The sequence below is a fragment of the uncultured Dysgonomonas sp. genome (assembly GCF_900079725.1).
Lineage (GTDB): Bacteria > Bacteroidota > Bacteroidia > Bacteroidales > Dysgonomonadaceae > Dysgonomonas.
Window position 1 is genome coordinate 982,951 of record NZ_LT599032.1, and the last position, 12,913, is coordinate 995,863.

Sequence of the window (12,913 nt, forward strand, 5' to 3'; positions counted from 1 at the left end):
GGGATAAAGGAAAAGTTTAGTATTAGAATTGAGTGTTAAGAATAATTTAATCACATATCTGCTAATTCAAAAATAAATTAATTTTCGAATTAGAATTTGCGTTCCATTACAATATATTCATACCCATTCTGAGAGAAAAGCTCATCAGTTTCCTCGTATCCGAATTTCTTATAAAAGTCAGTTGCACCCGCACGCGCATTGCACCATAGCCTGTTCAGCTTCATGTCGTTGGCATAATCGATAAGCCACTGCATAAGGGCCGAAGCAAAGCCTTTACCCTGCATGTCGTTACGGGTTGCAAGTTTACGGAACTGTACATCTCTTCCATGAAGGAAAATAGACATAACAGATACCAGTTCCTCTTTTTCGTATACTCCGATATGTAAGCCCCGGTCATCTTCAGATAGCTTTACGAATTCTGTATCCTTATCAGGATACATCACTTGTTGACGCATAGTGAGCACATCATGGTATGGTACTTCGGTAATAATCATAATTTTAGAATTTATAGCTTAATAATAAGCGGCCTTCAGATGTTTTGGAGAAAACATCTTCAAAATATTTATAATTTGTATCCCGGGTATAATTACTATATATCCCGGTCAGATAGAGGTGATCGGTCATTTTCATATCTGCTCTTAGAGTAAAAGCATGGAGTATTGCCTGCGACCTGTCACCTTGATAATCAAACTCGTGAACATTTATGTTTTCCCAGTCTACATTTTCCGGATAGCCTTTCCATGTAAACATACGATACATTTCGTAAGAGGTAGATACACTTATTTTGTTTTTATAGGTAAGGCTTCCCCCTATCTTGGAACTAAATCCGCTTGCCAGATTATAGTTTCGCTTGTCCACTACATAATGGTCGCTGAGTGTACCACCCAGCAGGACAAGTGTACCGTGCATAAAGGCTGTGAATTTTAAATCCTTCCATCGCTTATTTTCATATATAAATCCCGAACCGGCAGAAGCAGGAGTACAGAATTTATAAGGTATTTTGCCCGATACATCCGATATCGTGTCAGAGTCGTAATAATCGAAATGCTGATAAAATCCAAAGCTAAGGAAGTCTTTTTCATTATCAATTACTTCAGTCACATAAAGCCGGCCCAGAATGTTGAGTTGGCTTAAGAGCGGCTGCGAACTGTGTATATTCAGGTTGGAACGGAAAGTAAAGTAGTCGTAAGGCTTTTCATTTTCCGTAGCGAATCGGTCTCCATATTCAATATTGATATCGACGGCAGCACCAACCCCTTTGTCCAGTATCTCGCCTTTTAGTTCCAATATCCTCACGCCCGAACCTATTTCTACAGATACATCCGGTATTCCGAATTGCTTACCTGTGGTAGCACGTTTACGCCATGCATCACCATTCAGTACACGGGTAAGACCTCGCGTAGGTGCTATAATGAAACCTGCTAATTCGCGTCCGAAACGGTTCATACCATCTCTGCGGTCGTCAAGGACCAGATCGGATGTACGGTAAAATACTTCGCCTAAGGCAAGCCCTCCGATAGGTGTTGCTATAATATCATTAACCGATGGATACTCATTTTCCATGAACAGCTCCCACATAGCGCTTCCCCCAAGGGCAAAGGCTCCCGACTCCCAGAAGTTGTATCCACGCGAACGGGCCGAATTGAAGTAAAGATTGCCATGGTAGGGATGGAGAAACATATTATTGCCCATATCATCATTATCCCATACCCACTTATGTTTGATATTTTTTCTGATGGTATGGATGTCGATATACGCATAGTCTTGTTTGGCTACATATCTGTTGAAAGCCCATAAACCCATATTGAACGAAAATATCTGGGTTGCAGCTCCAAGTCCTTTCTTTTTGGAATAGAAAGCGAGATCTATAGAGTCGGCAGGTTGGGAAGGGACTACTGTTTTGTGTATGGCAAACTGGGAATATACCGATATTGCAGTTATAAAGAATATAACGGAGGTAGTGAGAAGTCTTTTATACATAAATGTATGCCTGATATTTAAATCATTTTAAGAATGTAAAGATAACATAATTAAAGATTCAACAATAATAATGTTAAAAAGTTTAATAAATGGAATATAAAGTAATGGAAATCGATTAATAATTAAAAATGAACAATTAATAAATTGTTTGTCATGATGAGCGGAGCACCTCTTCCATAAAAAAGTTTCTCTCGCAAAGGTGCAAACTCTGACTCATCACTTATAATCCATAACTTATCATCGTATACACGTTTATTAACTATTTTTGGTTAAAACCTGACACATCTGACAGTTTTTTCATTGTTTCCATCTTGTTGTTTTTGCATTCGTTAACTATATATGGTTAAAAGGTAACACTGAAAACAATTAATAATTAAGAATGAAAAATTAATAATTAGCTTGTCATGCTGAGCGGAGCGAGGTATCTTCTTCATTAAAAGGTAACAAAGGCTACAACTTTTACTCATTTTTTATTTATCGATTTTTTCAGGAGGTCGATATACTTGAGGATTATTTCAAAGATCGCAGAACCTATAATATTTATAATTATAAGTTCTGCCATATAGATAATTATTATTTAATCTGTTTATATATTTTCAGATATTAAGTTTATAATATGTACTGATATTTTAATATAGCTTTTCTTTGGAAAAAAATAATCAGATTTAAGGTATATACTGCCTGCCTACAACCAGCTTGTCACCTGTAATATCCACTTCAAACAAATGAGGCACACGGTGGTAGTGTCCATCCTGCATCTCTTTGTGGCTGTGGACAGACATTAGTAGCTTGCCGTCAAGGGTTCGGAATAGCATACCATGCCCGAAATTGGGAGGTGTGATCGGTTCCGGTTCGTGTATCCACGGGCCATCTAGGGTTCCACTTTCTGAGTAAACGACCCCTTGCGTATATACATCATATATCCAGCTTGTCCAGATCATACCCAATCGTCCGGTACCTGTTTCGAACAAATAGGGGCCATCTGTGACCTTATTGGGGCGGTCGTTCCCATCCTTATCTTTCTCTCTGCTCCAAGGTGAGTCGCTGGCACGGAAAAGTAGTTTTCCTTCACCCACAGAGCCGCTCAAATCGGGCTTGAGTTCTATTTTTTCCATTGTCCCATTCTGGTTTTGCAACCATTCGTAACAATATATCATATAAGGCTTACCATCCTTGTCTATCCAGAAAGTACCGTCTAATGTAGGCATGTGAGCCGGCAGGTATGTTTCATCCTGCATCGGGACATAAGGCCCATCGGGCTTGTCGCTGACCAATACATGTGAAGCCCTGCGTTCGATTATATTTCCTGCTACAGTGTCTATTTTTACGGCACGGTTGGTAAAAGTGGCAAAATAATAGAACTTATCTTTATAGGCATGGATCTCCGCCGCCCAAATCATAGGCCGTGGGCCCATCCAAGAATCCGGATCGGTCTGTGCTACCGTGTAAGGCCCATCCCAGAGTTTGAGGTCTTCACTCTTCCATAGCTTTCCTCCGGTTCCGGTCATATAATACATAGCTGTGGCCGGATCAGCTAGAATACACGGGTCACTCAACACAATCGAGTCCAGCGGGATATTCGACCGGATCTTCTCCTGGCTATAAGAAGTCATCGTAAATAAAGAGAAAAATAAGCTCACTAAAAGAATCTGGCTTGTTCTGTTCATAATATATTCTTTTGAAGCTAAATTTAGTGATTAATGAAGGAACAAGAGTCGAATAATCATTCAATTTTAGTCGTTTATTACTCAGCAACGAAAAGTTAAACATTAAAATACGGCAATAAACCTATTCATTGAATAATCTATTTCAGTTTAAACCGCACCTTCAACAATACTTCCGCCGGGCGTAAATCGTAATAATAATAATATCTGCTCACATCGCTGTATGATGTCGATATATATTGTCTGGCATTGAATATATTGGTGTAATCGAGGATTATCTCTGCTTTTTTCCATTTATATTTTGCCCCGATATCACCGAATGACATAGATCTGCTGCCCGAAGTGATTGTATTATTATAGAAATTTTCATATCTCAGATTTATTACCAGCCCTTTCAGCGGGAAAATATTCAATTGCGCATTTTGTGATGTTATGCGTATAGGGTCGAAGCTTCTGCCACTATCCTTTATTTTACTTTGGCTTTGTGTATACCGTATCGAATATTCGAAACTGACACTCGAACCTAACTTTGTAAGGAAGCGGGGCGACACTGAAAAACTTTGACTGGAATAATCGATAAGTTCCCCCTGATTTATTTGTGAAGACTGGCTGTTATTGTAGCTGCCACCTATAAAAACTGTTGTGTTTATGGCTTCAATTTCTTTGCTACCGTGTACACTTGCATTTATTCCGCTTGTTGTATTTGGCATATCTATGGTCGATTGCAGTTTTAGTATACCACTATAATAATAGTCGTAAAGCAGATTGACCCTATTCCGGTAATATGATATATTAGCCATCCCAAACAGGGTTGTTATCGGATTCCTGTAATTTAGCACAAGGCCATAATTCTGGGATTGCTGTCTGAATAATTTCCCCTCGTTGCGCAATAAATTCCGATACGAAGACATAATATATCCTGTGTACATATTATTAAGACTTCCTGTCGAGTTACTATAGCCGGCATTCAGATAGCTATCCCAATAAGACGATAATTTGTAACTGGCAAACAGAAAGGGATTGAAAAACAAATAGCCCTTATTTTCTTTTTTATCCGATACATTATTGTCCGTGTCCAATATTGTATAACTGAGAGGCAACGATAACGATACATTCAGTTTATATCCCTTTGAATATGTATAATTGGGTGAGAATTTCCATACAAACTTATTTTGCTTTATATCATTTCTTAGAGAGTCCGGCAAACTTCCCAATCCACTTTTTGTATCGGCTTGTAATGCCGATTTGAGCTGCTGTAAGTCCGCGTCAAATCCGAATGTATAATTCTGTTTTATGGTACCCTTTCCGAGTCCCCATGTAATTCTGCTGTATGAAGCGAAGTCGTTCTGTTCGGCCTCTTGTACCATGGCTTCGGGTGAAGGCGCAGGATCGAACAATTGTTCATACAATACGGGCTGTACGCGTAATGTCTGAGTAGAAGTATTGTACCCGTTGAAGGAGTAAAAAGTCCATGTATGCTTTTCGTTCGTTTTTACCAGGTTGAATGTGTTACTGATGCCATAGTTCGGCTTTTTTAAATGCTGATAAACGCTATCCGTGGAAATGGCATCGCCCCGCTCCCTGTCCCATATCCCTTCGAATTTCAGCAGGTTGTTGAAATAATATTTTTCTTTGTTGGCGTTCAACTGTATATCAGCTCCCATTCTTTCTTTTCTCAATCTCGAATTTAGTAACTCTTCTATCTTTATTGTTTCGTCGTTTGGCAGGTAGTTTTCTGTATATGCATAGCTGCTCTTTTGCTGGTAATCGTTCAGGTAGTTGATATTTGCAGTCAGTTGGTAATCTGTTTTCAGACTCCACAGATTATTAAATGAAGCCATATTCGCCTGATTGTCCAGATATCGCTTCTCACTGATCGATGGGGAAGACGGGGCCTGTACATTCAGCAGGCTGCTACTTTTCATTCGTGAAGCGTCGCCTGAATAGAACGAATTCAGCTCCCGCCCGGCGTCATCGCCGGAGTTATTTCCTTTATAGGTGGTTATGTTTTGCAATTTTTTTGCAATATACATTCCTGTCAACTCATTATTCCAAAGCAGGGGTGCAACGCCTACACCTGCCTGTGCATTTGCAATAAGGGTGCCTTTGGCCGAATCTTTCAATTTCAGATTTATAGCGGCATCTTCCGAAAATTCACGGTCTTTCAGCGCCTTCACGGGTTGGTGGTTCTCCATTACCTGTACAGTGGATACATCCTTGGCCTCTATATTGTTTGTGGCTATGCCGTAACGGCCCTGTAGCAAATCTGCATTTTCGATATAAAATTTATTTATAGGCCTGTCCTGATAAAGTATTGCTCCGTCGTCTTTAACCTGTATGCCGGGCATTTTTTTCAATACATCACCTATAGTGCGGTCATTGGCATCGCTGAAACTTTCCACCATATAATTCAACGTATCCCCGGCCTGCCTTATTTTCGGCGGTTTTATCTTCACCTCATTCAATACGATGGACTCCTGTATAATGGAAAAGTCCACATCCTGATTCCGGTTACTAACTGTTTTCGATTGTTTGCCGATATTAAAGCCCGAAACAATGATAACAATACTGTCACTCTTACCCTTATACTCTATCTTATATTTTCCGGCCTCATCAGTTAACACATAACCGAGCATCAGGGAGCGTCCCTTTTCCTGTAAAGTGACATTGACATCCGGCACAGGCTTATTATCTTCATTCAGGACAACCCCTTTGATAATGGTTTGTGCCTGCATAAAGCCGGATATAAGGATAAAAAGAGTCAGGAGATATCTTTTCATTGTATATTTCTGATAGGTCTTATTTTGATAAAGTATTGTGGCTTTACCTGCTCATGCGTCAGCCACTGTTTACTGTTTACTGCATTAATTGATTTCCAATGACTGGTACTCATTGTTATTCTTTTTCTGTATCATTATTATATTTCCTCCGTTAATATTTACAGCGGTACCTCCCGATCGTTTTTTCTTTAATTTTTCGAGGTCTTTTATACTGGCTTTCGCATAATCTTCCTGAGCCATTGTAATATCAACCGGATTATTGAGATTTTCCAAGCCTATAATCTCAAATAAAAACAGGTTTTCAGAATCTGATACTTTCATTATCAATCCCGGTAATCCATATAGCTTCCATGGTCCGTCATTTACCGGAATATCAGGTGAGAACCATACTTCATAGCTTCGTCCGCGGAATTCCGTAGTCGCTTTCTGACAGATATAGCCCAGTACGGTCAGTGTATCGGCCGAGATACTCCATTGCTGTGCAGGAATGGTTTCTGTGCATTTGTATTTTTGAGGAGTACTTTCTGATCTGTCAATTGTAATTATTTCTCCTGTCGGACGTTTTTTGAATAATTGAGACGTCTCTCCTTTTGTGGTCGAATCGAAAGTTGTTCCACCTTTGTTGTCTAATACGGACATATCCCCGTCTTTTAGTACAGACATGCTTTGTATTGTGGATGGGTTTATCTTGTTACTCATAAAGTCTCCGAATAATGAATCTCGTTTCATACGCGCAGCATCATAATATCGGGAGGCTTTTTGTCCTATATCCAGAGTCATCGTATCTGTCTGCTGATGAGTCTCCTTATCTGCCGTTACAGGTTGTGTAAATTTGTAATAGCAACGGATTGTTGCAACATCGAGTTTTTCCTGTTCGATGTCTCCTTTATTCATTTTGTGAACAGATACCACATGTTGTGAAAATGCGGATATCGAAAGAAGTGATAATGCTAATAGTAAGATTGTCTTTTTCATATTGCGATATTATTAGTTATATCGCAAATGTAGTCTAAAAAATTAGACATAAAAATATTTTGTCTATTTTTTTAGACGATAGAGACAAAATAAAAGAGGAAATGAAACTGAATTCACTCCCTCTTGTAAATCAGATAGGTATTTTTACTTTTTCTCAATCTTATTTTGCAGGCATATTCCGGCACAGGTCAATCCCCCGCCAAAGCCGATTAACAGTAGATTGTCGTTTAACTTTACCTTGCCCGATTCTATGCCGTTATACCAGGCAATAGGGATGGATGCGGACGAAGTGTTACCAGAGTTTCTGATACTTTCCAGACACTTATCCATCGGGATATTCAAGCCTGAGCATACCGATTCGAGTATCCGGATATTTGCACTGTGCGGTATAAGCCAGTCTATATCCTCCAGTTTCAGGTGGTTCTTGGATGTCAGTTCTTGTATTTTTCCAACTAAAGTACTTACCGCCCATTTGAAAACTACTTTTCCATTTTGGTGCAAGTTGCGGTCAGGAATTACAGGCTCTCCGTTTATCGGTACATTCTGATGCGCCAGATACAGGTCTTTTCCATGCGAACCATCAGTCTCAGTCAGCGCATCGAATATATGTTTTTTGTCACTGGCTTCCACTATAACGGCTCCTGCTCCGTCTCCGAACAATATACAGGAAGTCCGGTCGGTAAAATCGGTGATTTTCGAAAGTGTTTCCGCACCTATTACCAGTACCTTCTTGTGTGTGCCTGCCGCTATCAGCCCTTTGGCGAGAATAATACCATATACGAATCCTGCGCATGCAGCATAAACGTCTATACATCCCGCATTCGGAATGTTCAGCCGGGTTTGCACCTGACTTGCCATACTGGGCATAACCTGTTCGCCACTCGTGGTAGCCACAATGATAAAATCGATGTCGGATAAATCCTTATTGTATTTGGATGCAAGATTTTGCACTGCTTTTACACACAAGTCGCTGGTATATTCGTTCTCCGCGGCATAAAACCGCTGGCTGATACCTGTGCGGGTGGTAATCCACTCGTCACTAGTGTCTATTATACTTTCGAAATAATGGTTGTCTATCCGTTTTTCAGGGACATAAATCCCTATTGAATTAATGATTGCATTCATTTGTTATACACTAATTATAATAATTTACAAAAATTATAGTCTGGTTTTGATATTATCAGTTACTTTCTTCAGAACATCTTTATCATCGTAGAGCCTCATCAGCATGATACCTCCCTGCAATTTAGCAACATCCTCGTTTGCCATATCTTTTGCCAGCTCTTCTTCATAAGTGGTCAGATACAGATGCGTCAGAGTCTCCCTCCATCTGTTGAAATATGTACATAGTACAGGCTTAAAATACGACTCCCTCCCAACAGTTTCGAGGAGTGTATTTCCCATCAGGCACCCGTATTTATTTTTTGTATGAATTTTCAGCACATTATCGAGTATTGTATGCAAACGTGCAGAAGGTTCCATGCCCTCTTTATATGCTGTATCGAATACAAGATTCTGTATTTGATCACTTGCATAAATGAGAACCTGATTCATCAAATCTTTCTTATCCTTAAAGTAATAGTAGAAATGAGGTTTTTCTATATTACAGGCCTTTGCCAGGCTGGACAATGTGGTGTGGAAGTATCCGGTTTTAATGAATACCAGCATCGATTTTCTTATTAGCTCTTCTTTATTTGTTTGAATTTTTGGCATATACAAATGTATGTATTTTTATTTAACGGTAGTTAAATAAAGGCCCCGATTTTTAAATAAAAACCGGGACTTTATATGAGAGGAATTATAAGTGGTTAATTTAAAGAGAGATCAACAGCTATATTCTTCTTTCAGGTTTATTTTGCTGAAAACAATCACAAATGATAATAATGTGCAAAGGAAGAATGCGAAGCCTACTGCAATAACCGATCCGTCATTAACTAAGTTAGCCAGTATCGAGCATATAAATGCCATCAGCAACTGGATGGAACCGAACAGGGCCGATGCAGTACCACTATTATTCGTTTCTGCAAATGGTGTAATAGCTAATTCGGTCGTTGTCGGGAATAATATTCCGATAGGGAAGATATACAGGAATAAGACTACAAGTATTGCATAGATATTCATGTTTAAGTACATGGTAACAAGTAGGACGGAACTCATTGCAAACATAAACAGCAAGGCATGTTTTACCAGTTTGCTTGTCGGAATATATTTTTGGAGGATATTTGTAAGATATGAAGCGATCATCAGACCGAATGCATTGATAGCAAATATCAGGCTGAAGCTGTTACTAGAAAACCCTCCTTTTTCCATTATCAGAAATGGACCGTAGGCTACATATATCATCAGGGCCCCGTTTACAATACCGGCGATAAGTGCATAGACGACAAACTTTCTGATTCTGAGTATTTTCAGATAATCTTTAAATACATTACTATTTGTTTTTACTTCACTCTTCTTATACGTTTCCGGCAAGCAGAATATAGTGAGTAGGAATAAAAGGATACCCAGTACCCCCATTGCTTCGAATAAGCCTTCCCAGTGGAATAGTTTCAATACTTCATTTCCTAGTACCGGAGCAATAATAGGGGCAATACCCATTATCAGGGCAAGTAAGGAATATATTTTTAAGGTATTCGATTTTTCAAAATAGTCGGTAACTACCGCACGTGAAATAACAATACCGCCGCAACCGCCGATTGCCTGAATAAAGCGCATTACCCAAAGTTGTTCGATGGTTTTTACATAAATGCAGGCAAAGGATGCTACAATAAAAATAGCCAGAGATAATAAGATAGGCTTTTTCCGCCCGAATCTGTCTGCCAAAGGTCCCCAAAATAACTGTCCGATGGCAAATCCTCCCAGAAATGTGGATAATGAAATCTGAACGGCAGCGGTAGTAGTTCCGAATGCTTCGGATATATCTATGAATCCGGGTAGATAAAGATCGATGCTAAGAGGTTCTAAAGCTGTTAATAATGCCAGGACAAGAATAACCAGCCACTGTACTAAACTTAAATTTTTCATAAATGCTTTTTTACTTTTATTGGTGGACAAAAGTAGAAAAGATGTTCAGTCTGTCTCTTACAATTATGGGCCGATTACTTGCACATATGGGCTATTTATTATCTCTGAATTCGGTCGGGGTAAGATTCGTATGTTGTTTAAAGAAGCGTGTAAAGTAAGCCGGTTCATTGAAACCCAGGTCGAAAGCTATTTCTTTCAGACTCTTCCTGCGCAGGCGTATCTCTTTTTTTATTTCCAGTATCAATTTTTCCTGAAGGTGCTGTTTGACTGTTTTTCCTGTACCTTTCTTGCACAGTTCGTTTATCTTCCTGTTAGTAACACCTAGTGAATTGGCATAGAAATCGGTTTCTTTTTCACAGATGAAATTATTATCTATAAGTTTCATCAACTCGGCAACAAATATGTCCCCGTTATTTAATGTGTGTGAATCTTCGAAAAGAGCTGATACATGGAACAGAAGGGCCTCCATGTAGCTTTTCATCAGGCCGAGTCTGTTTCCTGAATTATATTCCAGAAATATAAGTTCATTTATCTTTTCCAATCTTACTTTGGTATCGATATCTAATGAAATAAAGGTATTGGAAAAATATCCGTTCAGATAGTCGGAATTAAGCTGTAGGCTTATATTATAAAAGATATCATTATGTATAGTGAACAGATAGCCTTCTTTGCCTTCCACATCCAGTTTATCTATTTGTCCGGGAAAGATAAGCACAATCTGGTCTTTCTCGATTTTATATTCATTGAAGTCCAGAAAGTAAATATCATCACCGCCCACTTTGGTAAACCATAGCAACTGATAGAAGTCGTATCGCTGATAATTTTCAAATATAGTATCATCTCCCATATCCTGCAGGCGGAATATTTCGATGAAAGGTTCCTCTTTTAACTTATTGAGGAATACATGTTTATTTTCTTTTTGTATCATTTAGCATAAAAGATACTTTTATAATACTAGCTGTCCTGTTATAAAAGTTTTATATGTAAAGTTAATAGAATTTGGCTTTCGCTTAAACGATCTTAAGCACTAAATGTTATAAATAGCAGATTCAGTAGTTGAGTTTTAATGTTCGATTTCTCTAACGCGCCAGTCGGCTTGTATTTGGCTAACGCCGATTTGGCTCCGCCGATTTTCAATTCCGCTTCGCTCCAATTCATTTTGCCTTGATGCAAAACGAAACAAAAATCAAGGCTGCATCCCTTCGGCGACCCAAAGCCGCAGCTTCGGTGGGGCAAAATAATACGGAATCATCTTTAGCCGGATTATCAGCAGAGTATAGCAGCTACCGTATTTTGCCCTACACCTACGCTTTACGGATTGGGTACCCCGCCTGCGGGACGAGGCCGGAATCGCGATGCGACGACAGGACAAAGGTTTTCCGGGCTTTAGCCACACGTGCGTCAGCGGCGCCGTTAGCTTTAAGTACGGGGCACCCATAGGACGAAAAAGGCGTTAAAAACAAAAACGTGTTTGAGCTTATCCGCTGATGCGTATTATATACATCCCGGAGCGAGTTTTTTTGTTCAGCCTTTGAGTCCGTTATGGGTCGGACGTTGAAGCGGGGCGCTAAAGCATTTTTGGTTCCTTTTGGGGCTTAGGCCAAAAGGAACGCAAGCAATCTTCGATTGCGCGTAGTAAAAAAATCGAACGATTTTATATTTCAAATCATTATCAAATCCCAAATCATTTATCTATACCATAAAAACCTTATGGCAAAATATAGTGAAGAATCAGTAGAAAAAATCGTATCCCTGATAGAAGATGATTTTTGTTCGGTGGCTGAAATATGCAGGGTAATGGGTATCAGCCGTAAAACATTTTACACGTGGAAAGACACCAAGCCCGAACTGGCACGGGAAATAGCTAAGGCCGAGAATCAGCGGGAGGAAAGAACTCGCCAGATGTTATATTCGTCCCTGAAAAAACGGCTCGACGGATATATCATGGTTGAAGAAAAAGAGATTTACCTGCCTGATCCCGGTAATCCGGAGAGAGTGTCCTTACAATCGAAAACGATAAAACGGAAGAATTGCCTGCCCGATCTGCGTACCATAAAACTGCTGTTGGACAGGCAGGACAGGAAAAGCCTTTCCCGTCCACCGCAAGGCGAGGAGCAATCCGACTCATGGAAAGGTAAGGAAAACAGTAGTATTGAAACATTCGAACTAAATGAGGAGCCGGAGAGAGAACCCGTACTTGTATCAGTAGAGATAGCGGAGGTGGAAGATGATGATATGGAACAGTACATAGCAGAGAATGGCGATGAAGATAGCTCTGAGATTGATGAAGCAGAAATGAATGAATATTTTGAGCGGATGGATAAGGCGTTTGCAGCCCGTCAGGAAATAAAGCGGAAGCTGATTGCTAATAATAATCGAAAGGCTGTGAGTCAACAGAGTAAAAGAAAAAAGAGACGTAGAAAATGAAATATGTAGCAGGTGAAAAAAAGTGGAAAAAGTGTTACCTTTGTTACCTTTTTAGAAAAAGAT

10 protein-coding genes are annotated in these 12,913 nt (G+C 39.5%); 1 reads left to right on the plus strand and 9 read right to left on the minus strand.

From position 1 onward, the window contains the following. Positions 1–89 precede the first annotated feature (89 nt). The 9 genes from QZL88_RS04245 to QZL88_RS04285 all read right to left on the minus strand — a co-directional run bounded on the left by QZL88_RS04245 (position 90) and on the right by QZL88_RS04285 (position 11,351). Positions 90–494: a GNAT family N-acetyltransferase gene (locus tag QZL88_RS04245; protein WP_296938799.1), complete on the minus strand. Its 405-nt coding sequence runs from the start codon at positions 492–494 to the stop codon at positions 90–92. Positions 495–498: 4 nt separating this feature from the next. After that, positions 499–1,980: a DUF3943 domain-containing protein gene (locus QZL88_RS04250; protein ID WP_296938800.1), complete on the minus strand. Its 1,482-nt coding sequence runs from the start codon at positions 1,978–1,980 to the stop codon at positions 499–501. Positions 1,981–2,645: 665 nt separating this feature from the next. Further along, positions 2,646–3,647 carry a glycoside hydrolase family 43 protein gene (locus tag QZL88_RS04255; protein WP_296938801.1) on the minus strand — a complete coding sequence of 334 codons (1,002 nt, stop codon included), beginning with the start codon at positions 3,645–3,647 and terminating at the stop codon, positions 2,646–2,648. 137 nt (positions 3,648–3,784) lie between these two features. Further along, entirely contained in the window at positions 3,785–6,424 is a 2,640-nt protein-coding gene (locus QZL88_RS04260) for a hypothetical protein (RefSeq protein WP_296938802.1), read from the minus strand. An 84-nt stretch (positions 6,425–6,508) separates the two neighbouring features. Next, entirely contained in the window at positions 6,509–7,399 is an 891-nt protein-coding gene (locus QZL88_RS04265; protein ID WP_296938803.1) for a GLPGLI family protein, read from the minus strand. Positions 7,400–7,543: 144 nt separating this feature from the next. Next, positions 7,544–8,524, minus strand: a complete 981-nt coding sequence (locus QZL88_RS04270; RefSeq protein ID WP_296938804.1) for a ketoacyl-ACP synthase III — start codon at positions 8,522–8,524, stop codon at positions 7,544–7,546. Positions 8,525–8,557: 33 nt separating this feature from the next. Next, complete coding sequence (locus tag QZL88_RS04275) at positions 8,558–9,112, minus strand: TetR/AcrR family transcriptional regulator (protein WP_296938805.1); 555 nt, start codon at positions 9,110–9,112, stop codon at positions 8,558–8,560. A gap of 111 nt (positions 9,113–9,223) precedes the next feature. Further along, positions 9,224–10,423 (minus strand): multidrug effflux MFS transporter, encoded by a 1,200-nt coding sequence (locus tag QZL88_RS04280; protein WP_296938806.1) that lies wholly within the window; start codon positions 10,421–10,423, stop codon positions 9,224–9,226. 91 nt (positions 10,424–10,514) lie between these two features. Continuing rightward, complete coding sequence (locus QZL88_RS04285) at positions 10,515–11,351, minus strand: helix-turn-helix domain-containing protein (RefSeq protein WP_296938807.1); 837 nt, start codon at positions 11,349–11,351, stop codon at positions 10,515–10,517. Between the two features lie 782 nt (positions 11,352–12,133). On the opposite strand from QZL88_RS04285, the gene QZL88_RS04290 reads away from it, so the two are divergent. Further along, entirely contained in the window at positions 12,134–12,850 is a 717-nt protein-coding gene (locus tag QZL88_RS04290) for a phBC6A51 family helix-turn-helix protein (RefSeq protein ID WP_296938808.1), read from the plus strand. Positions 12,851–12,913: the final 63 nt, after the last annotated feature.